The organism is Bacillus sp. MT(2024) (assembly GCF_036362845.1).
Classification (GTDB): domain Bacteria; phylum Bacillota; class Bacilli; order Bacillales; family Bacillaceae; genus Bacillus; species Bacillus velezensis.
This window is the reverse complement of sequence record NZ_CP143632.1, coordinates 1,618,456-1,639,844: the sequence shown is the minus strand read 5'-3', so window position 1 is coordinate 1,639,844 and position 21,389 is coordinate 1,618,456. Positions and strand designations below refer to the sequence as shown.

At 46.3% G+C, this 21,389-nt stretch carries 20 protein-coding genes; all 20 read right to left on the bottom strand.

The annotated features are described in order from the left end of the window. Positions 1–30: 30 nt before the first annotated feature. Entirely contained in the window at positions 31–972 is a 942-nt protein-coding gene (gene ribF / locus VP472_RS08290; protein WP_007611467.1) for a bifunctional riboflavin kinase/FAD synthetase, read from the bottom strand. A gap of 19 nt (positions 973–991) precedes the next feature. Further along, positions 992–1,921 carry a tRNA pseudouridine(55) synthase TruB gene (gene truB / locus VP472_RS08285; protein WP_146276788.1) on the bottom strand — a complete coding sequence of 310 codons (930 nt, stop codon included), beginning with the start codon at positions 1,919–1,921 and terminating at the stop codon, positions 992–994. An 83-nt stretch (positions 1,922–2,004) separates the two neighbouring features. Further along, entirely contained in the window at positions 2,005–2,358 is a 354-nt protein-coding gene (rbfA, locus tag VP472_RS08280; protein WP_003154185.1) for a 30S ribosome-binding factor RbfA, read from the bottom strand. 16 nt (positions 2,359–2,374) lie between these two features. Continuing rightward, positions 2,375–2,653, bottom strand: coding sequence for a DUF503 domain-containing protein (locus VP472_RS08275; protein WP_003154188.1), 279 nt, complete (start codon positions 2,651–2,653; stop codon positions 2,375–2,377). Continuing rightward, positions 2,650–4,797, bottom strand: coding sequence for a translation initiation factor IF-2 (infB, locus tag VP472_RS08270; RefSeq protein ID WP_015388229.1), 2,148 nt, complete (start codon positions 4,795–4,797; stop codon positions 2,650–2,652). Before infB ends, VP472_RS08275 begins: the two co-directional genes overlap by 4 nt. A 19-nt stretch (positions 4,798–4,816) precedes the next feature. Next, complete coding sequence (locus VP472_RS08265) at positions 4,817–5,119, bottom strand: YlxQ family RNA-binding protein (RefSeq protein WP_003154192.1); 303 nt, start codon at positions 5,117–5,119, stop codon at positions 4,817–4,819. A 1-nt stretch (position 5,120) separates the two neighbouring features. Continuing rightward, entirely contained in the window at positions 5,121–5,396 is a 276-nt protein-coding gene (rulR, locus tag VP472_RS08260; RefSeq protein ID WP_003154193.1) for a glucose-induced regulator RulR, read from the bottom strand. 13 nt (positions 5,397–5,409) lie between these two features. Further along, positions 5,410–6,531: a transcription termination factor NusA gene (nusA, locus tag VP472_RS08255; protein ID WP_003154195.1), complete on the bottom strand. Its 1,122-nt coding sequence runs from the start codon at positions 6,529–6,531 to the stop codon at positions 5,410–5,412. A gap of 39 nt (positions 6,532–6,570) precedes the next feature. Then, positions 6,571–7,041: a ribosome maturation factor RimP gene (gene rimP / locus VP472_RS08250; RefSeq protein WP_003154197.1), complete on the bottom strand. Its 471-nt coding sequence runs from the start codon at positions 7,039–7,041 to the stop codon at positions 6,571–6,573. A gap of 239 nt (positions 7,042–7,280) precedes the next feature. Beyond that, entirely contained in the window at positions 7,281–11,594 is a 4,314-nt protein-coding gene (locus tag VP472_RS08245) for a PolC-type DNA polymerase III (RefSeq protein WP_153986659.1), read from the bottom strand. A 111-nt stretch (positions 11,595–11,705) separates the two neighbouring features. Next, positions 11,706–13,400: a proline--tRNA ligase gene (proS, locus tag VP472_RS08240; protein WP_003154202.1), complete on the bottom strand. Its 1,695-nt coding sequence runs from the start codon at positions 13,398–13,400 to the stop codon at positions 11,706–11,708. A 31-nt stretch (positions 13,401–13,431) separates the two neighbouring features. After that, the gene (gene rseP, locus VP472_RS08235) at positions 13,432–14,700 is read right to left on the bottom strand and encodes an RIP metalloprotease RseP (RefSeq protein WP_007611459.1); all 1,269 of its coding nucleotides are present in this window, start codon (positions 14,698–14,700) and stop codon (positions 13,432–13,434) included. Positions 14,701–14,706: 6 nt separating this feature from the next. Next, entirely contained in the window at positions 14,707–15,858 is a 1,152-nt protein-coding gene (dxr, locus tag VP472_RS08230; RefSeq protein ID WP_146276784.1) for a 1-deoxy-D-xylulose-5-phosphate reductoisomerase, read from the bottom strand. Between the two features lie 55 nt (positions 15,859–15,913). Continuing rightward, complete coding sequence (locus VP472_RS08225; RefSeq protein ID WP_146276782.1) at positions 15,914–16,711, bottom strand: phosphatidate cytidylyltransferase; 798 nt, start codon at positions 16,709–16,711, stop codon at positions 15,914–15,916. Positions 16,712–16,714: 3 nt separating this feature from the next. Next, on the bottom strand, positions 16,715–17,497 hold the full coding sequence (locus tag VP472_RS08220) for an undecaprenyl pyrophosphate synthase (protein ID WP_003154211.1): 783 nt from the start codon (positions 17,495–17,497) through the stop codon (positions 16,715–16,717). A gap of 125 nt (positions 17,498–17,622) precedes the next feature. Beyond that, positions 17,623–18,180, bottom strand: coding sequence for a ribosome recycling factor (frr, locus tag VP472_RS08215; protein WP_003154212.1), 558 nt, complete (start codon positions 18,178–18,180; stop codon positions 17,623–17,625). Positions 18,181–18,182: 2 nt separating this feature from the next. Next, entirely contained in the window at positions 18,183–18,905 is a 723-nt protein-coding gene (pyrH, locus tag VP472_RS08210; protein ID WP_003154213.1) for a UMP kinase, read from the bottom strand. 145 nt (positions 18,906–19,050) lie between these two features. Next, complete coding sequence (gene tsf, locus VP472_RS08205) at positions 19,051–19,932, bottom strand: translation elongation factor Ts (protein ID WP_052585934.1); 882 nt, start codon at positions 19,930–19,932, stop codon at positions 19,051–19,053. 99 nt (positions 19,933–20,031) lie between these two features. After that, a complete protein-coding gene (gene rpsB, locus VP472_RS08200) occupies positions 20,032–20,772 on the bottom strand; it encodes a 30S ribosomal protein S2 (RefSeq protein ID WP_146276780.1) in 741 nt (246 codons plus the stop codon). A gap of 143 nt (positions 20,773–20,915) precedes the next feature. Further along, positions 20,916–21,389: a DUF6115 domain-containing protein gene (locus VP472_RS08195; protein ID WP_014305010.1), complete on the bottom strand. Its 474-nt coding sequence runs from the start codon at positions 21,387–21,389 to the stop codon at positions 20,916–20,918.

The window sequence follows — 21,389 nt, the reverse complement described above, 5'->3', positions numbered from 1 at the left end:
AAAATTTGTGTACTTTTGATGTTTTTTCCGTTATTTGCTGAAAAAACGGATCGCTTCTTGTTTGTCTTTCCCGATCTGAGCCGTCAGTTCATCGATGCCGTTAAACTTCCGTTCGCTTCGGATTCGTTTGTACCACTCGATTTTAACGTCTTCTCCGTATACATCCTGTTGAAAATTAAACAAATGAACTTCAATTGACGGCTGATCGGGACGCTTTTCATAAAAGGTCGGTTTGTAGCCGATGTTGCAGACGCCTTCATACACCTCGCCTTTTATTTCGGCTTTCACTGCATACACGCCTGTCGGCGGCACGATATAGCTGTTGTGCAGGCCGACATTCGCGGTCGGAAAACCGATGGTGCGGCCTCTTTTGTCTCCGTGAATCACAGTGCCCCGGATAAAATACGGCTGGCCGAGAAGAGTGTGCGCAAGTTCAACGTCACCATCCTGGAGCGCTGACCGGATATAAGTGGAGCTGATCTTTCTGTCCTGCTCGGTCTGTTTCTCGACAGTCGTGCATCCGGCCTTGCCGTTTAAATCGTCCGGCAACGTCTCCATCGTGCCTTTTCCGTATTTTCCGTACGTAAAATCGAAGCCTCCCACAGCGTGCCGCGCGTTCAACCCTAAAATATACTCCTCGGCAAACTGTTTTGGAGACAGAGACGCAAACGCTTCATCAAACTTTACGACATACAGCACATCAGCGCCTAAACGCCCGATCTGGCTGATTTTATCTTCAAGCGGCGTAATCAGATCCTTTGGCTCTTTGTCCCTGCCCAACACATGGGAAGGGTGGGGATGAAACGTCATAACGGCCAGCGACAGGCCTTTTTCTTCGGCAATTTGTCTGGCTGTTCCGATTACTTTCCGGTGTCCCAAATGAACGCCGTCAAAGTAGCCGAGCGCCATGACAGACGCCGGCTGCTCTTCTTTTTGTAAATGATGCGGATGAGAAATATGTATCGTCTTCACAGAACGGTCACCTTTTTTCTTATTGTTCGCTTTTTTGCATGAGCACTTTAGCCGGTTTCAGCAGTCCTTTTTTTGAAGGATGCGGCATATAAATGGCCACACATTCTCCGTCTTCAGTACAGACCGCTATACGGGCGTCAGCTGTCATTGCAGAAAATTCCGCCGGGATGTCAAACACCGACCCGTTTTCAGCTTTCTTAGCTAATGTATCACTTATGACCCATTTCGGCAAATGATTGAGCGCTCTATCGATCGGCACGGCATGCTCTGCAACCGTTCCGTCCGAAACCTGCTGTTCAAGTTCCTCAAACGTGAAACATTCATCAAGGCTGAAATCGCCGGAAGCAGTGCGGATGAGATGCGACATATGCGCGGGATAGCCGAGTTTTTCACCGATTGTCACCGCCAACGTTCTGACGTAAGTGCCTTTTGAGCACGTGACTGTAAAGCGGAATGATACTGTGTCTTCGTTATAAGTGACAGGGGAAGTGAGCGCGATATCTTCAATCGTGATATTCCGCTTCGGCCGCTCCACTTCAATACCCGCTCTGGCGTATTCATAGAGCTTTTTCCCATTGACCTTTACCGCGGAATACATCGGCGGCACTTGCTCCTGCGGTCCCTTCAATTCGTCTAAAACGGCTTTGATATCCGCTTCTTTCAGCGGCTCCCTGACAGGTTTTACGCTGACCGTTTCTCCCGTCTGGTCTTCGGTCGATGTGGAGAAACCGAGAGTGATCTCAGCATCGTACGTTTTTGACTTGTCGGTGACGTACTCAACGATCTTTGTAGCCCGTCCGACACAGATCGGCAGTACGCCTGACACTTCCGGATCAAGGGTTCCCGTATGCCCGACTTTCTTTGTTTTTAACAGTTTTCTTATTTTCATTACACAGTCGTGAGAAGTCATGCCGACCGGTTTATGTAAAAGGAGAACTCCGTTAACCATCTGTCTTTCGCTCCTTTGTTATCAATTGTATCCCGTAAAACGCAGAAAAGAGGACAGACGACACTCGCCCATCCTCTTTCCCGTTATTCAGACGGTTTATCTGAATGCAGTTCGTGAATCAATGTTTCAATACGATTGCCGTACTCAATTGATTCATCAAATTCAAATTCAAGCTCAGGCGTTTTGCGGAGTCTGATTCGGCTGCCGATTTCGGAACGGATAAATCCTTTCGCTTTCTCAAGCCCTTTCAGCGCCTCCTCTTTCTTTTTCTCTCCGCCGAGGACGGAGATATACACCTTCGCTATTTGTAAATCACCTGAAACACGTACGTCTGTTACAGTGAGAAATCCGATTCTCGGGTCTTTCAGCTTTCGGCTGATAATATCCCCGAGCTCTTTTTTCATCTGCTCGCCGACACGGTTTGCTCTCATACTCAATTCAATCACCTCTAAGTTAAAACCACTCTGTTCTAGTGATCGTCCGTTCTATCTCGGGAAAGGAGTCAATAAACGCGAGTACACGCTGGATCTCCTTTTCCGCCTGAACGTGAGAGGAGGAGACGACGGCGATTCCGAAGCTGGTTCGCTGCCAAGTGTCCTGATAGCCGATTTCTGCGGCCGACACGTTGAACTTATTCTGAACCCTCGTTATAATCCGCTTCAGAACGGCTCGTTTCTCCTTTAATGATCCTGCATCATAAATGATGCATTCACATTCCGCAAATCCGATCACTTTCTTTCGATTTCCTGCATGACATACGCTTCAAGGACGTCGCCTTCGCGAATGTCATTGTATTTCTTAATCGTTATACCACATTCATATCCTTGTGAAACTTCTTTCACATCATCTTTGAAGCGTTTCAGAACGTCTACTTCCCCTTCGAAGATGACCACGCCGTCACGGATCAGGCGGAGTCCGCTGTCACGTGTAATGTGGCCGTCTGTTACATATCCGCCGGCAATCGTGCCGATTTTCGACACTTTGAATGTTTGGCGCACTTCAACCTGACCGATGACTTTTTCTTCGTACTCAGGATCAAGCATTCCTTTCATCGCCGCTTCAATTTCTTCGATGACTTTGTAAATGATACGGTGAAGACGGATATCTACATTTTCAGCTTCAGCCGTGCTCTTAGCATTTCCGTCTGGGCGCACATTAAACCCGATAACGATTGCATTTGAAGCAGATGCGAGAATGATGTCTGATTCCGTAATCGCACCGACGCCTGTGTGAATGATTTTCACTTTTACGCCTTCTACTTCAATTTTTTGAAGAGCGGCTGTTAACGCTTCGGCTGAACCTTGAACGTCAGCTTTTACGATTAAGTTGATGTCTTTGACATCGCCTTGTTTAATTTGTTCAAACAGATCATCGAGGCTCAGCTTCGCTTTGTCGCTGCGCTGTTCTTCCAGTTGCTTGGAAGCGCGTGCTTCACCGACAGAACGGGCTGTTTTTTCATCTTTAAAGACGAGGAATTGATCGCCAGCCTGCGGTACGTCGTTTAAGCCCGTGATTTCTACAGGTGTGGACGGTCCGGCTGTTTTCACGCGGCGGCCGAGATCATTGACCATGGCCCGCACGCGGCCGAATGTATTTCCGACAACGATCGGATCTCCGACATGCAATGTTCCCGTTTGAACGAGAAGTGTCGCGACAGATCCTCTTCCTTTATCGAGCTCAGCTTCAATAACCGTTCCTTTTGCCTGACGGTTCGGATTGGCTTTCAGCTCTTCCACTTCACTGACAAGCAGAATCATTTCGACAAGCTCGTCAATTCCCTTGCCTGTAAGAGCGGACAGAGGAACGAAAATCGTTTCTCCTCCCCATGCTTCAGGAACGAGTCCGTATTCAGTCAGCTCCTGCATGACACGGTCAGGGTTCGCGCTTTCTTTATCCACTTTATTCACGGCAACGATAATCGGAACCTCAGCCGCTTTCGCATGGTTGATGGCTTCGACTGTTTGGGGCATAACGCCGTCATCAGCCGCTACGACTAAAATGGTAATATCAGTTACTTCCGCACCGCGCGCACGCATTGTTGTGAACGCCGCGTGTCCCGGAGTATCTAAGAACGTGATTTTTTTGCCGTTTTCTTCGATCTGGTACGCCCCGATATGCTGGGTGATTCCGCCGGCTTCACCTTCAACAACCTTTGTTTTTCTGATGCTGTCAAGAAGGGTCGTTTTCCCGTGGTCAACGTGGCCCATGATCGTCACGACAGGCGGACGGATTTGAAGATCTTCTTCTTTGTCAGCCTCTTCATACTTTTCAAGCTCAGTTTCTTCGAGCACAATCACTTCTTCTGTTTCCACACCGTATTCAGATGCGATCAGTTCGATTGTGTCTTTGTCAAGCTCCTGGTTAATCGTAGCCATTACGCCCAGAAGCATCAGTTTTTTAATGAGTTCAGACGGTTCTTTGCCAAGTTCTTCGGCTAAGGCCCCGACTGTTAAAGAGCCGGAAAACGTAATTTTCTCAGGAAGCTCTTTTTTCGGCTTCAGCGGTTTTTGCTGATACTGATTTTTGTTGTTATGATTGCGTTTGTTTTTGTTTTTGTTGTTGTTATTCTTCTTGTTTTTGTTAAATTGATTATTCTGCACGTCATTCTTCTTTCCGTCTCGAATTTTGTTTGGTTGATTCCCAGCAGGCTGCTGATTAATCCCTTGCGGCTTGTTTTTGTTCGTTTCCGCAGGCTTCTGAGATGTAACGCCGGCGCCGCCTTTTTTAAATTTCGCATCAAGCTGCTTAATGGTCTTTTCTTCAAGCATTGCCATATGGTTATTTACTACTATATCCATGTTTTTCAGCGCAGTCAAAATTTCCTTGCTTGAAACATTGATGGCTTTTGCATATTCGTAAACTCTCATTTTAGCCATTCGTTCACCCCCAAAAATATTAATCGAGCAAGCTGATCAGCTTATTCGCAAAACCTTGGTCAGTGACGGCGACAACGACACGTGATTCCTTGCCGATAGAGCGGCCGAGATCCGCGCGGCTTTCGACTTTTTTATAAGGCACTTTATAATAATTGCATTTATCGGATACTTTTTTTGCAGTATTCGCAGATGCATCTTCTGTCAGCAGAACAAGTTTTGCACGCGCATTTCTAATTTCTTTTATAACCAAGTCCTCGCCCGACACGACCTTACGAGCTCGATTGGCCAGACCCAGCAAGGGAAACCATTCCATTCCAGACATGTTATTTTTTCACCTTTTCCGCCAGTTCCAGCAATTCTTCGAAAATCTGGTCATCGATTTGTGATTGAAATTGATTTTGCAATGTGTTTTTCTTTTTCGCAGCTAAGATGCATTCTTTCTCAAGGGTGATATAGGCACCCCGCCCGTTCTTCTTTCCGGTCGGATCGACTGAAATCTCTCCTTCTTTAGAACGGACAATTCGGATCAGTTCCTTTTTAGGCTTCATTTCCCCCGTTACCACGCATTTGCGCAGAGGAATTTTTTTTCGCTTATTCACCTAAAGTCACCTCTTATTCATCCGATTCGGCTGTTTCAGGCTCCATAAAGAGCGGCTCTAAATCGTCATCTTCTTCATGCTCTCTCGGATAGATGCCAAGGTCTCTTGCATCCGTTTCACTTTTGATATCGATTTTCCAGCCTGTCAATTTCGCGGCTAAGCGGGCGTTTTGCCCTCTTTTTCCGATTGCCAGAGAAAGCTGGTAATCAGGAACGATGACAGTCGTGGCTTTTTCTTCTTCGCTGACGATGACATCCAGCACTTTAGACGGGCTGAGCGCATTGGCAACAAATTCAACCGGATCATCAGACCAGTTGACGATATCAATTTTTTCGCCTTTCAGTTCATTGACGATCGCCTGCACCCGCTGGCCTTTAGGACCAACGCATGAACCGACCGGATCAACGTCAGGGTCATCAGTGCGGACGGAGATTTTAGAGCGGTCGCCCGCTTCTCTGGCAACGGATTTCAGTTCGACCGTTCCGTCATAAATTTCCGGCACTTCGATTTCAAAAAGACGCTTCAACAGGCCAGGATGCGTTCTTGATACATAGATCTGCGGCCCTTTTGTCGTTTTTTCGACTTTTGTGATAAATACTTTAATCCGATCGTGGGGTTTATAGCTCTCATTCGGCATTTGTTCATTGACGGGCAGCAGCGCTTCAATCTTGCCGAGAGACACGTAAATAAACTTGCTGTCTAAGCGCTGTACAATTCCCGTCATGATGTCTTCTTCACGATCGATAAATTCTGAGTAAATCACGCCGCGCTCAGCTTCACGGACACGCTGCGTCACCACTTGTTTCGCCGTCTGCGCAGCAATGCGGCCGAAGTCTTTCGGTGTTACTTCTATTTCAACGACATCTCCGACAAGGTAGTTCGGATGGATGTGCTGGGCGTCGTCAAGCGAGATTTCAAGTCTTGAATCGTATACCTCGTCTACGACATCCTTTCTTGCGAACACGCGGATCGTGCCCGTCTCACGGTTCAGATCGACCCGTACGTTTTGCGCCTGGTTAAAATTTCGCTTATACGCGGAAATTAAGGCAGCTTCAATTGCTTCGATGATAATGTCTTTACTGATGCCTTTTTCTTTTTCAAGAATAGTGAGAGCATCTAATAGTTCACTGCTCATGTTAGCGGTCTCCCCCCTTAAACACTAATACTTCATTCATTAAAATGTTACAGCTAATCTCGCGTTAGCTATTTTTTCATACGGAATATTGACCCGTTTCTTTCTTGTTTTGACCGTCATCTCTATTGTAACAGTTTGTCCATCAAATTCAGCCAATTTGCCTTCAAACACTTTTAAACCGTCAATCGGTTCGTACGTTTTCATGTACACATTTTTGCCCAGTGATTTTTCGAAGTCGGCTTTTTTCTTTAATGGACGCTCGGCTCCAGGAGAAGATACTTCAAGAAAGTAGTTCTGAGTGATCGGATCGGCCTCATCCAGCTTTTCGCTTAACGCTTCGCTGACTTTGGCGCACTCCTCAATATCAACACCGTTATCGGAATCAATAAACACGCGAAGGAACCAGTTTTGACCCTCTTTGACAAATTCAATGTCTACGAGTTCAAGCTGAAGGTCATCCAGTATGGGCTGAGCCATTCCTTGAACGGTATCAGTCACTTTTTTGCTCATGTTTTTCCTCCTTGTGCTGTCGATATCATATCAGCCGTTCCTCTGCATAAAAACCCTGCTTCAAAAGAGCAGGGGCATTGAGAAAACGATGGACATGTCGAGGCAAAATTGCCTGTTCAATACAAAAGAGCGGGTTTCCCCACTCTTTGCCTCGGTAATCGTTAGCATTTCCAATAAAACTATACCATAACCATATATTTAATGCAAATCAAACTCCGCTCGGAGGCTGTGCACAAAGCTTAAAACAGAGACAGCTGATTTTGGTCCGGAAGCGACTCAAGACAGCCGTGACGGTCTAAATACTCTAAAATGGTTTTTGACACTTTTCCGCGTTTTTGAAGATCCTCTTTTGAAAGGAACTCCCCTTCTTCCCGCGCTTTCACAATATTGAGAGCGGCGTTGGTTCCGAGTCCCGGAATTGAGTTGAACGGCGGGATGAGACTGTTGCCGTCAATGATAAATTCCGAAGCGCTCGAACGGTATAGATCGACCTTCTGGAAGGAATAGCCGCGCTCACACATTTCAAGCGCAAGTTCTAACACGGTAAGGAGGTTTTTCTCCTTCGGCGAAGCATCAAGCCCTTTAGAGCTGATATCATCCATCACCGCTCTGATGGCGGTCGAGCCTTTAATCATTGTATCAATGTCAAAGTCATCTGCGCGGACGGTAAAATACGCAGCATAATATAAAAGCGCGTGATGCACTTTAAAATAGGCAATCCGCACCGCCATCAGCACGTATGCGGCGGCGTGGGCTTTCGGGAACATGTATTTGATTTTTTTGCATGAATCAATATACCAGTTCGGCACATTGTTCTTTTTCATTTCTTCTTCCCATTCCGGCGTCAGGCCTTTGCCTTTACGCACGAATTCCATGATTTTAAAGGCCAGTGAAGGCTCAAGGCCCTGATAAATCAAGTAAACCATAATGTCATCACGGCAGCCGATCACTTCGCTCAGTTCACACGTATTGTTGTGTATCAGTTCCTGCGCATTGCCGAGCCATACGTCCGTTCCGTGGGAAAGCCCGGAAATCTGGACAAGCTCGGAGAACGTCGTCGGCTTCGTATCCTCAAGCATCTGCCGAACAAATCGCGTCCCGAATTCAGGAATGCCGAGCGTCCCCGTTTTACAGCCGATCTGCTCTTCAGTGACGCCGAGCGATTCTGTGCCTTGGAAAATCTTCATAACCTCCGGATCATCTGTCGGAATCGTCTTCGGATCAATTCCGCTTAAATCCTGGAGCATCCGGATGACTGTCGGATCATCGTGCCCCAATATATCAAGCTTCAGCAGGTTGTCATGAATGGAGTGGAAGTCAAAATGAGTCGTTTTCCATTCAGATCCCGTCGCATCTGCCGGGAATTGTATCGGGGAAAAATCGTAAATATCCATGTAATCCGGGACAACGATAATCCCCCCCGGGTGCTGGCCGGTCGTTCTCTTAACGCCGGTGCAGCCCTGCACCAGACGGTCGATCTCTGCGCCGCGCATGTGTAGGTTGTGGTCGCCCGCATAGCCTTTCACATATCCGTAAGCCGTCTTTTCCGCAACGGTGCCGATCGTTCCCGCGCGATACACGTTATCTTCACCGAACAATACTTTCGTGTAGTTATGGGCATGCGGCTGATACTCACCTGAAAAGTTCAAGTCGATATCGGGTACTTTGTCACCTTTAAAGCCTAAGAACGTTTCAAACGGGATATCATGCCCGTCCTTTTTCAAAGGTGTGCCGCAAGACGGGCAGCTTTTATCCGGAAGGTCAAAACCGGAACCGACTGATCCGTCATTAAAGAATTCGGAATATCGGCAGCTCGGGCACACATAGTGCGGAGCGAGCGGATTCACTTCAGTGATTTCCGTTAAGGTCGCCACAAGCGATGAACCGACGGACCCCCGGGAGCCGACGAGATAACCGTCATCCAGAGACCGTTTTACAAGCTTATGAGAGATGAGATAAATAACGGCGAATCCATGACCGATGATGCTTTTTAATTCTTTTTCTATTCTCGCTTCCACAATTTCAGGAAGCTCTTCACCGTAAATACTTCTGGCGCGCTGATAGCTCATTTCACGGATTTCTTCATCAGCTCCGTCAATTTTCGGCGTGTACAGATCGTCTTTGATCGGTTTGATCTCATCGATCATCGAAGCGACTTTCTGCGTATTGTCAACCACGATTTCTTTCGCTTTTTCCGCACCGAGAAAGGAGAAAGCATCCAGCATTTCATCTGTCGTTCTGAAGTGCACTTTAGGCAGTTCGTGCCGGTTTAACGGGTTGGCGCCGCCTTGGGAAGATATTAAGATCTTCCGGTAAATTTTATCCTCATCGTTTAAATAGTGGACATTTCCGGTGGCAACGACCGGCTTATTCAATTTTTCCCCGAGCTTCGTGATGTTGGCGATGATTTCTTTCAGCGCTTTTTCATCCCGGACGAGCTCAAGCTGCAGAAGGTGTCTGTATACTTCCGGCGGCTGCACTTCAAGATAATCATAGAAGGATGCGATATCTTCAACCTCTTCAGGTGATTTTTGCATCATGCCTTCAAAGACCTCTCCCCTGTCACAGGCAGAGCCGATTAACAGACCTTCTCTGTATTTATTAAGCTGCGACCTCGGAATGCGCGGCACTCTGTAGAAATATTGAATATGAGAAATGGACACAAGCTTAAACAGATTTTTAAGGCCGGTCTCATTTACGGCGAGCAATGTAGCGTGATAAGGCCTTGATCTTTGATAAGCATTGGATTGTCCCATATTCTCATTCAGCTGATCATGATAAAAAATGTCTTTTTCAGCGGCATCTTTGAGCATTTTCAACAGCAGGTAGCCCGTTGCTTCAGCGTCAAAGACCGCTCGGTGATGCTGGGTTAATTCGATATCAAACTTCTTACATAACGTATTTAAGCGGTGATTTTTAAACTCAGGATACAGGAAACGCGCGAGTTCCAGCGTATCAATGACCGGATTTTTCGCTTTTTCCGTTTTCAAAAGACGCTTGTACGCCACATTTAAAAATCCCATATCAAAGCTGGCGTTATGAGCCACAAGCACGTCATCGCCGATCCATTCTTTAAAATCCCGGACGACGTCAACGACATCGGGAGCGTCGCGGACCATGTCGTCCGTGATCCCGGTAAGCTCTATCGTCGTTGCTGACAGCGGATGGTGCGGATTGGCGAACGCTTCGAATTTATCGATGATTTCTCCGCCTCTTATTTTGACTGCGGCAAGCTCAATGATGGTGTCATACACTGCGGACAGACCTGTCGTTTCAACGTCAAAGACGACGTATGTGTCTTCTTCCAGGAGACGGTGAGCTGGATTGTATGCGATCGGAACGCCGTCATCCACGATATTGGCTTCCATTCCGTAAATCATTTTAATGCCGTGTTTTTTCGCGGCGGAATAGGCATCCGGGAAAGACTGCACAACGGCGTGATCAGTTAACGCAATCGCTTCATGTCCCCATTTTTTCGCCTGTTCGACAAGCTTTCCGATGCCCGTTACAGCATCCATTTGGCTCATCGGAGAATGCAGATGAAGTTCAACCCGTTTTTCGCCTTCAGGAGCGGTGTCTTCACGGGTTTTGGCTTTTATTTCATTCACGTCATTTGCAATCATGACGAGGTCTCTGACGAATGTATCGTTTTGAATGCTTCCCCGCGCCTTCACCCACATGCCTTTTTTCAGCGTTTTCATCAAAGCGGCGTCTTCTTTTTCTCTGGCGAACATTTTTACTAAAATACTGTTTGTATAGTCCGTGATTTTGAAAATGCAGAGCGTGCGTCCGCTTTTCAGCTCGCGTGTTTCAGCATCAAACACAAACCCCTGCACCGTAATTCTTCTTTCTTCATCCATGATGCTGTCAAGCGTCCGGATTTCTTCGTTCTCTTTAATTTGATAGCCGATGACAAGCGGTCCGGACGGTGCCTGATCCTCATCGCCCTCTTTTTCCTTCTTCTCCATCTCGATAAGCGCCTGCATCGCCCGCTCCTGATCTTCAGCAAGCTTTTGCTCGCGGAATTTCTGGACTTCTTGGTCAGATACGAAAATTTCGGTATCCAGCTGCAGTTCCGGAAAGCCGAATTGGCGGTAGCTGTGCTGAATCAGTGCGCTGTATTTATTTTTGAGCGCAGATGCTTCTGTATCTGTTTTTGTTTTCACGATCAGTTTATTTCCCTTAAGCTTCGGTTTCTGCTGATTCAAAAGAGCCACCATCGGCGGCGAGGTTCCTTCAAGCTCTTCAATACAGCGTGTCCAATAATCCTGTACAAGCTCCTCTGTCACTGTAGGGTCGACGACCTGAACAGACGATGTGACACGGGCGATGTGAGCAAACGATTGTGTTAACCTCATCATGAATGAATCATATATTTGATACGGCAAAAGAGCCTTAAAGCGAAATTGGAAATGCCAGGCTTTTTCTGCTTTATGGATTGTCAGTTTATCAATCTCTCCGTCTTCAAAGTATGTCATGAAGGTATCATCTGTCATATTAAGCTGCTGCAGAAGAATCTGAAACTGTCTTCTGTTTACTGATAACTGTTCCATTCAGACAGTATCCCTCCCTTAAAACATCATAAGTGAAGGTACCTCCGCAGGTGATGAGGTACCTTCTTTTTTCTCTATTTTAACATGATTTTGTACGATTCGTTATGGTGATTACTTCGTCTTAATAAATTCAGAAAGCTCATCCACTGAAACTTCGGCAGATTCACCGGTTTTGCGGATTTTCACTTCTACGATGCCTTCGTCGGCACGTTTTCCGACAGTGATGCGGATCGGAAGGCCGATCAGATCAGAATCAGCAAACTTCACGCCTGCGCGTTCAGCGCGGTCATCGTATAATACCTCATAACCTTCCGCCTGGAATTTGCCGTAAAGCTGTTCAGCAAGCTCTTTTTGCGCTTCGTTTTTCATATTCAGCGCCAAAATATGAAGATCATACGGAGCAACGCTCTTCGGCCAGATCAAGCCTTTTTCGTCGTGATGCTGTTCAGCGATGGCTGAAAGCGTTCTGGACACGCCGATTCCGTAACATCCCATCAGCATCGGCTGCGCACGCCCGTTTTCATCAAGGTATGTCGCATTCATTGCTTCAGAGTAACGCGTACCGAGTTTAAAGACTTGTCCGACCTCAATCCCTTCAGCGAAACGGATCGTGCCTTTTCCGTCAGGTGACGGATCGCCTTCCTGAATGATTCGAAGATCGGCGTACGCTTTTACAGACGCGTCACGTTCGATGTTTACGTTTCGGTAATGACGGTCTTTTTCATTCGCGCCGCAAACGGCGTTTACCATTACTTTCACGGCTTGGTCGGCATAAATCTCAATGTCGCCGGCAGCGCCGATCGGCCCCGCAAATCCCGGCTCCGTGCCAAGTTTCTCCGCTACTTCTTCATGAGACGCAAGCTCAACCACTTCCGCGTTCAGAAGGTTTTTCACTTTCACGTCATTGACCTCATGATCGCCTCTTACTAACACGAGAACAAATCGGTCATCCGCTTTAAACAGCATTGATTTGATGCAGGCGCTCGGCTCAATCTGCAAGAACGAAGCGAGCTCTTCAATGCTTTTGACATTCGGCGTATCAATTTTCTCCAATGCCTCGGGTGTTTCATCTGACGGCTCGCTGTTCATGACAACTTCCGCCATTTCCGTATTGGCTGCGTAAGAGGATCCATCGGAATAAGCGATGGTATCTTCCCCTATTTCAGAAAGAGCCATAAATTCATGCGTGTCTTTTCCGCCCATCGCGCCCGAGTCGGCAATAACGGGACGGACGTTTAATTCACAGCGTGCGAAAATGCTGCTGTATGCGCCGTACATGTTTTGGTACGTTTCCTCCAGACTTTCTTCAGAAGCATGGAAAGAATACGCATCTTTCATGATGAATTCGCGTCCGCGCAATAACCCGAAACGCGGGCGTTTTTCATCTCTGAATTTAGACTGGATCTGGTAAAGAGTGAGCGGCAGACGCTTATAAGATTTCACCTCATCGCGCACGAGAGAAGTAATGACTTCTTCATGTGTCGCGCCTAAAGCAAATTCACGGCCGTGGCGGTCTTTCAGACGCATTAATTCAGGCCCGTACGTATACCATCTGCCTGATTCCTGCCATGTTTCAGCCTGCTGAAGGGCCGGCATCAGCATTTCCACCGCGTTGATTTTTTCCATTTCTTCACGCACGATCTTCTGAATGTTTTGAATGACCCTGTAAGCCAGGGGCATGTAGCTGTAAACCCCGCTCGTATTTTGTCTGATAAATCCCGCTCTCAGCAGAAGCTTATGGCTTTTTGCTTCAGCATCAGCCGGCACTTCTCTCAGGGTCGGAATAAGCGTCAAACTTTGTCTCATGTCTTCGCACCTCTGATTTTTTACTAGTCAATTATAAGAATAAACGCTGGATATCGTTCCATGTGACAACCAGCATAAGAAGCATTAAGAAAGCTACGCCGATAAATACGACAAATGCTTCCTTGTCACGGTTTATCGGCTTGCCGCGGATTGCTTCAATGAATAAAAACAGCAGCCGTCCGCCGTCAAGCGCCGGTATCGGCAGCAGGTTGACGATTCCCAGGTTGATGCTTAAAAACGCCGCAAACTGGAATAAGTTGATAATACCGGTTTTTGCAACTTGATCGGTCATATCATAAATGCCGACAGGGCCCGAAAGCATATCAAGCTTAAACTGGCCTGTCACAAGTTTGCTCAGATTGGTCAGGATCGCTTTTGTGACATCAACGGTAGATGTCGCGCCGTAAGCAATCGCTGCAAGCGCGCCTTTTTCAGTCGGCGCATAAGAGCCGAAGCGGCCGATTGTTTTTTTATTTTCATCTTTTACAGCTTCAGGTGTAACCGAGATATGAAACGATTTGCCGTCCCGTTTGACGGCGACATCGATTTTTTTCCCGGGATTTTCTTTTACTGCTGTCACGATGTCGGTCCATGACCTCATTTTTTCACCGTTAATGCTCTGGATATAGTCGCCTTCTTTTAAACCGGCAGCAGCTGCGCGTCCATTGTCTGTCAGCTTCCCGAGCTCAGGCTGATTCGAAGGCACGCCTTGAATGAATCCGAGCATGACGAGAATGACATACGCTAAGATGAAGTTCATTATCGGACCGGCAGCAATCGCCTTAATCCGCTTCCATACGGGTTTAGACCCGAATTGTCGATTGTAAGGCGCAATCTGCACTTCTTCTCCGTCTACGATAAAAAAAGAGGTCTGACTGACAGTAAAGCCCGCCAGTTCATCTTCTTTCCCCTGCTCGTACCCGGTAATCTTCATTTCGTGCTCAAGATCAGCCGTCTCCACCTCGATAATTAAAGCGTCGGGATATTTTTCCTTTTGATTAATGATGACTTTTTCCACTTCGTCATCTTTATTAAAAAGAAGCCCGACGGTATAACCGGGTTTGACTTCAATCATCTCCGGGTCTTCACCGGCCATGCGGACGAACCCCCCGACCGGAAGGAGTCTGATCGTATACACGGTTTCATTCTTTTTAAATGAAAAGATTTTAGGGCCGAAGCCGATCGCAAATTCACGGCAAAGGATTCCCGCTCTTTGGGCGAGCAATAAATGCCCGAGCTCATGGAAAAAAACGAGCGTTCCGAAAATAATAATAAACGCGATAACTGTATTCACGAACATACCACCTTATGTGAGTATTGAATTAACGTATCCCCGGGTGTCTTTGTCCACTTCTTGGATATCCGCAAGACTCGGATCCTGAATTACGCTGTGGCGGTCCAATGCTTTTTCAATCAGGTCCTCAATCGATAAGAATGAAATCCGTCCGGCAAGAAAAGCGGCAACGGCTTCTTCGTTGGCCGCATTTAAAACCGTCGGCATCGTTCCCCCTATTTTACCTGATTCAAAGGCAAATTGTAAGCAGCGGAACCTTTCAAAGTCAGCTTTCGCAAAATGAAGGCTTCCGATCTCCCATAATTCAAGCCTTTTTGCTTCAGGCAGAGGCAGCCGGTCCGGATATGTCAGCGCGTATTGAATCGGCACCCTCATGTCCGGATTTCCAAGCTGGGCGATGACGCTTCTGTCGTGAAATTCAACCATCGAATGAATGATGCTCTCTTTATGTAATACAACGTCAATCTGTTCATACGGAATGTCAAACAGCCAATGCGCTTCAATGACTTCAAGCCCTTTATTCATCATTGTAGCCGAGTCAATCGTAATCTTTGCACCCATCGACCAGTTCGGGTGATTAAGGGCGTCGGCAATCGTTACAGACTCAAGCTCCTGCCGCGTTTTATCTCTGAAACTGCCGCCGGATGCCGTAATGATCAGGCGCTCGATATTTTTGCTCTGTTCGCCTTGCAGCGCCTGAAAAATAGCGGAATGTTCGCTGTCGACCGGAAGAAGAGGAACACCGTATCGTTTTGCGTGTCCTTTCACTATATGCCCGGCAGTGACGAGAGTTTCCTTATTTGCAAGCGCAATTGTTTTTTTCTGTTCAATCGCTTTCAAAGTCGGGGTTAAACCGACGCTTCCAAGCAGCGCATTGACCACGATATCCACTTCGTCCATGACTGCCGCTTCAATCAGGCCTTCTTCTCCGATGCCGATTTGACATTCATGAGAAAAAGACGCTTCTTTCACTTTTTGATATGTATCCATGTCGCCGACTGCTACATATTTCGGCTGAAACGTTCTGATCAACGGGATCGCTTTCTCGGCGTTTTTACCGAAAGTCATCGAGACGAGACGGAACTGATCTTGATGCATGCGCAATACGTCTAACGTCTGCTCCCCGATTGATCCTGTTGCTCCTAAAAGACAAATATTCTTCAAAATGCCACTCCCATTCTATGCGTCCAGATCGGTCTTATTTTCATATTAGCCTTTCTCATGAAAAAAGCGCAAGCAGAAAGTATAAGAACGGCATGACAAACAAAAAGCTGTCAAATCGGTCTAAAATGCCGCCGTGCCCGGGAAGGATTTTCCCCGAATCTTTCACATCATAGTGCCGCTTAAGCGCTGATTCAACCAAATCCCCGATCTGTCCGAACACAGACAGAACAAGCGTGATGACCAAAAGAACCAGGTATGAAATCGGAAGGTGCGCAAACAGCTGAAAAACAGCCGTAAAAATAAGGGCGATGACAATACCGCCGAGAAACCCTTCCACCGTTTTGTTGGGACTGATTTCGGGCCACAGCTTCCGCTTCCCGAGCGACTTTCCGACGAAATATGCGCCTGAGTCCGTTGACCATATGACAACGCAGGCATAAAAGATATACAAAAGCCCGTTTGTTTCAATGTTTCTGATTTCAATAAAATAATGAAAACACAGTCCGATATATACCGTCGCGAGAACGATAAACCCGACTTCGTCAAACGTAAAGGTGTTTTTCACGAGCACCGTATAGCTGAGCAGAATCAATACGGCGAAAATCGTTACTTCCATTTTCGCATCGAAAAAATGATATTTGTCCGGCATCATATACAGCCATAACAATAAGAGGCTGATCAGACCCGGAAAAGAAAAAAATCTGAGCTTTTTCATCCGCAAAAGCTCAAAAAGCGCTATACTTCCCATCACGTAAACAAATACGGTGAACGGCAATCCTCCGAAAATAACCAAAAATAAAAATAGTGCCGCTGCCAGAACACCTGTTAACAATCTTTGTTTCATTTCCACCATCCTCTAAATTCCGCCAAACCTCCGGCCCCGCTGCTGAAATTCTCCCACTGCCTGCAGAAAGTGATCTTCTTTAAAATCGGGCCACAGGACATCTGTAAAAACAAATTCACTGTAAGCCACCTGCCAAAGCATAAAGTTGCTCAGTCTGATTTCTCCGCTCGTTCTGATGAGCAGCTCCGGGTCCTGGATTGATTCTGTCATTAAATGCCCGGAAAAGAGCGCTTCATCAATGTCTTCGATATTCAGCGTGCCGCTTTTCACCTGTTCGGCCAGTGCTTTTGCCGCATTGACGATTTCCGTGCGTCCGCCGTAGTTCAAAGCGAAATTGAGAATCAGCCCGTCATTTTGTTCTGTATCTTTTACGGCCTTCTCAATCGCCCTGTACGTATGAGAAGGGAGCGCGGATTCATCTCCGATAATTTTCACCTGTACATTTTCCTCTATCAATTCAGGAAGATACGTATTCAGGAACTCTTCCGGAAGCTTCATCAAAAAGTCGACTTCCATCTTCGGGCGCTTCCAATTCTCCGTTGAAAACGCATAAAGAGTCAGAACTTTAACGCCGAGCTGATTTGCGAGCTTTGTCACCCTTTTTACCACTTTCATTCCTTCATGATGTCCGGCAATCCGCGGGAGCGAGCGCTTCTTCGCCCAGCGTCCGTTTCCGTCCATAATAATGGCAATGTGTGCGGGAATTTCACCCTTCAGTATGTCTTCTTTTGTATACCGTTCTAAGTTGGAAGCCGCATTCTGCTGATTCTTCCAATTTTTGAGTATGTTGAGCATGAGATTCCTCCGTCACCCAAAAAGGTTGCGTTGCTGATGATCAATGTAATCAACAGTATTAACAAAAAAACCCCCTGTAAACATGAGAGGGTCTTTTCACATTATCTATTGTACATAGTTTTTCATTAAACTTCCATGATTTCTTTTTCTTTGTCCTTCGTGACACTGTCAATTTTTGACACATATTCATCTGTCAGCTTTTGAACGTCTTCACTGGAAGCACGAAGCTCGTCTTCTGTAATGTCCCCGTTTTTCTCAAGTTTTTTGAGGTCATCGTTGCTGTCACGGCGGACATTACGGACTGCTACTTTCGCTTCTTCCGCGTATTTTTTCACGACTTTGACAAGTTCTTTACGTCTTTCTTCCGTCAGAGCCGGGATCGCGATGCGGATAATTGTTCCGTCACTTGTCGGAGTTACGCCAAGATCAGCTTTCAGGATCGCTTTTTCAATATCGCCGATTGCCGTTTTGTCATACGGTGTGACAACAAGCATACGCGCTTCAGGCACATTGATGGAAGACAGCTGGTTTAAAGGTGTTTGGGCACCGTAGTATTCTACTGTCACTTTATCCAATAGAGATGGGTTGGCACGTCCCGCGCGGACTGACGCCAATTCACGTGAATAAGCGGCAACCGCTTTTTCCATGCGTTCTTTTGTTTGTGTTAATACTTCGTTTGACAACGTTATTTCCCCCTTACGATCGTTCCGATTGATTCGCCGATTACGGCACGCTTAATATTTCCTTCTTCCATAATAGAAAAGACGATCAGCGGAATATCATTATCCATACATAGTGAAGAAGCCGTAGAATCCATGACTTCCAGCCCGTCTTTTAACACATCGAGATAAGATAATTTTTCGTATTTAACAGCTGACTCATCTTTTCTCGGATCGGCATTATACACACCGTCGACATTATTTTTCGCCATTAAAATCACATCCGCTTCGATTTCAGCGGCACGCAGCGCTGCGGTTGTGTCCGTAGAGAAATAAGGGTTTCCTGTTCCCGCGGCAAAAATCACAACGCGTTTTTTCTCCAGGTGGCGGATGGCTTTTCTTCTGATATAAGGCTCAGCGACCTGACGCATTTCAATTGATGTCTGCACTCTGGACTGAATTCCGAGCGTTTCCAGGCTGTCCTGCAGGGCAAGTGAGTTCATGACAGTAGCAAGCATGCCCATATAATCGGCCGTCGCACGGTCCATTCCTAAGTCACTGCCTGTTTTTCCGCGCCATAAGTTGCCGCCGCCTACAACTACGGCCACTTCGACGTCAAGCTCAGCGATTTCTTTTACCTGTTTAGCGATGGATTGGATAACAGTCGGATTAATGCCGTTTCCCTGCTCTCCTGCCAATGCTTCTCCGCTAAGCTTTAAAACGATACGATTGTATTTTGGTTTTTCCATAATAACCTCCAAGTGTAAACATTGCCGTTTCCTATTATGCAAGAGAAAAAAAGGTTTGTAAATATAGTTTTAAAAATAGGGAACACAAGTAGTGTCCCCTATACTGCCTGAAAAGCCGCGAAAGATTCGCCAAGGCTTTCCGCCATTATTTTTTCACTTGGTTCATAACTTCTTCAGCAAAGTTTTCTTGGCGTTTTTCAATGCCTTCTCCAACTTCGTAGCGGACGTAAGTTTTAACAGATGCGTTTTTCGCAGCCACAACTTGTTTCACTTTTTCGTCTGGGTTTTTAACGAAAGCTTGGTCTAATAAGCAAATTTCTTCGAAGAATTTGTTCAGACGGCCTTCAACCATTTTAGCTACGATGTTTTCAGGTTTGCCTTCTTGAAGAGCTTGCTGAGTCAGGATCTGACGCTCATGGTTTGCTTCTTCTTCAGACACTTGGTCGCGGGAAATATAACGAGGATTTACCGCTGCAACATGCATCGCGATGTCTTTTGCAAGATCTTCGTCAGTTGTTCCGCTAAGAACGGATAATACGCCGATGCGGCCTCCCATGTGAAGGTAAGCACCGAACGCTTCGCTGTCTTCTTTTGTAAGAACAGCAAAACGGCGAAGAGTGATTTTCTCTCCGATTTTAGCAACGTTGCTTGTGATGTATTCTTCAACAGTAGAACCGTTTTCCATCTTTTGATCCATCGCTTCTTCAAGATCAGCAGGAGCGTTTGCAAGAAGGTGGTCAGCAAGCGTGTTCAGAAGCTCTTTGAAGCCTTCGTTTTTCGCAACGAAATCAGTTTCAGAGTTTACTTCTAAGATAACGCCTTTGTTGCCGTCAGTTTTAATAAGAGTAGAACCTTCAGCAGCGATACGGTCAGCTTTTTTAGCCGCTTTCGCAATTCCTTTTTCTCTCAGAAGGTCGATTGCTTTGTCCATATCTCCGTCAGTTTCAGTCAATGCTTTTTTACAGTCCATCATACCAGCGCCTGTTTTTTGACGCAGTTCTTTTACCTGCTGTGCAGTAATAGCCATTTGAATTCCTCCTTATATGTGTAAACAAGATATGTATAGATACATTTTTCTTGAAAAAAGGTGATAAAAGGCAGTCCCTCTTATCACCTTTTGATTAGGTTACGCAGTTGTCGTTTCTGTTTCAGGTGCAGTCTCTTCAGCAGCTTCCGCTTCTTCTTCGCCTTGCTTCGCTTCAAGAATGGCATCTGCCATTTTAGAAGTAAGAAGTTTGACAGCGCGGATTGCGTCATCGTTTGCAGGGATTACGACATCAATTTCATCAGGATCACAGTTTGTATCTACGATTCCGATGATAGGAATGTTCAATTTGCGAGCTTCCGCAACAGCGATGCGCTCTTTGCGAGGATCGATGATGAATAATGCATCAGGAAGATCCTTCATGTCTTTAATTCCGCCGAGGAATTTTTCAAGACGCTCTAATTCTTTTTTCAATTGAACAACTTCTTTTTTCGGAAGTACTTCAAATGTACCGTTTTCTTGCATTTTCTGGATGTCTTTCAGACGCTTAATGCGTTTTTGGATTGTTTCGAAGTTTGTCAGTGTACCGCCCAACCAGCGTTGGTTGACATAGTACATGCCAGAGCGTACAGCTTCTTCTTTAACAGAATCCTGAGCTTGTTTTTTTGTGCCGACGAAAAGGATTTTTCCGCCTTCAGCAGCAAGGTTTTTCGTGAAGTTGTAAGCTTCCTCTACTTTTTTCACTGTTTTTTGAAGGTCAATGATGTAGATTCCGTTACGCTCCGTGAAAATGTAACGCTTCATTTTTGGGTTCCAGCGGCGTGTTTGGTGGCCGAAGTGAACACCAGCTTCAAGCAATTGTTTCATAGAAATAACTGACATGTGATTTCCTCCTAATAAAATGGTTTTTTTCCTCCGCTTAGGTCATTTTTGTGCAGAACTGCCGTTTGCAGCACCCTCTGCATAAATCGTTAAGCGTGTGTATTTAACACCAAGACATAATATAACACAGCTTTATGCGACAATCAAGAATCCTTTACAGCTTTGCCGCGAAATTTTAAAAACAGCTCGATTTCTGTCTTTCCGCTCTGCACCCGTTTGGCGATTTCCGCAGGGGTGAGCCCTTGTTCATATAATTCTGAAACACGTTCTTCAAACGAATGCGCACCGTTGTTTTCGTCACTTTCAGCCCGTTCCGTTGCACTGATGAGCTTTTCCATGTGATCCGGAATATCAGGCTCTTTTTTCGGTTCCGGCCGGGGTTCGGCATCTTCTGCGTCAGGCGCTTGATCATTCCGGCTTTTTGTGTCTTCGAGTCTTTCATTTTCTTCTTTCAGCTCAAGCAGAAACGCTGCAAGGGTGTTTTCCGTCTCTTCAAGAATCTTCTTCTGCTGGCGCTCCGTCTCCTTGAGGGCTGAAAACCTCGTGTACAGAATAATGACGGCATAAAGCAGTACGCCGTGAAGCACAAAGCTTAAAAGCCATAATAGTGTTGACAT

Excerpts from the sequence above, each read along its gene's own strand:
- rseP (WP_007611459.1), bottom strand. The coding sequence starts at position 14,700 with ATGTTCGTGAATACAGTTATCGCGTTTATTATTATTTTCGGAACGCTC.
- nusA (WP_003154195.1), bottom strand. The coding sequence starts at position 6,531 with ATGAGCAGTGAACTATTAGATGCTCTCACTATTCTTGAAAAAGAAAAA.
- pyrH (WP_003154213.1), bottom strand. The coding sequence starts at position 18,905 with ATGGAAAAACCAAAATACAATCGTATCGTTTTAAAGCTTAGCGGAGAA.
- infB (WP_015388229.1), bottom strand. The coding sequence starts at position 4,797 with ATGGCTAAAATGAGAGTTTACGAATATGCAAAAGCCATCAATGTTTCA.
- VP472_RS08245 (WP_153986659.1), bottom strand. The coding sequence starts at position 11,594 with ATGGAACAGTTATCAGTAAACAGAAGACAGTTTCAGATTCTTCTGCAG.
- rimP (WP_003154197.1), bottom strand. The coding sequence starts at position 7,041 with ATGAGCAAAAAAGTGACTGATACCGTTCAAGGAATGGCTCAGCCCATA.
- truB (WP_146276788.1), bottom strand. The coding sequence starts at position 1,921 with ATGGTTAACGGAGTTCTCCTTTTACATAAACCGGTCGGCATGACTTCT.
- rpsB (WP_146276780.1), bottom strand. The coding sequence starts at position 20,772 with ATGTCAGTTATTTCTATGAAACAATTGCTTGAAGCTGGTGTTCACTTC.
- VP472_RS08220 (WP_003154211.1), bottom strand. The coding sequence starts at position 17,497 with ATGCTCAACATACTCAAAAATTGGAAGAATCAGCAGAATGCGGCTTCC.
- VP472_RS08265 (WP_003154192.1), bottom strand. The coding sequence starts at position 5,119 with ATGTCTGGAATGGAATGGTTTCCCTTGCTGGGTCTGGCCAATCGAGCT.
- tsf (WP_052585934.1), bottom strand. The coding sequence starts at position 19,932 with ATGGCTATTACTGCACAGCAGGTAAAAGAACTGCGTCAAAAAACAGGC.
- proS (WP_003154202.1), bottom strand. The coding sequence starts at position 13,400 with ATGAGACAAAGTTTGACGCTTATTCCGACCCTGAGAGAAGTGCCGGCT.
- VP472_RS08225 (WP_146276782.1), bottom strand. The coding sequence starts at position 16,711 with ATGGTGGAAATGAAACAAAGATTGTTAACAGGTGTTCTGGCAGCGGCA.
- VP472_RS08195 (WP_014305010.1), bottom strand. The coding sequence starts at position 21,389 with ATGTCAACACTATTATGGCTTTTAAGCTTTGTGCTTCACGGCGTACTG.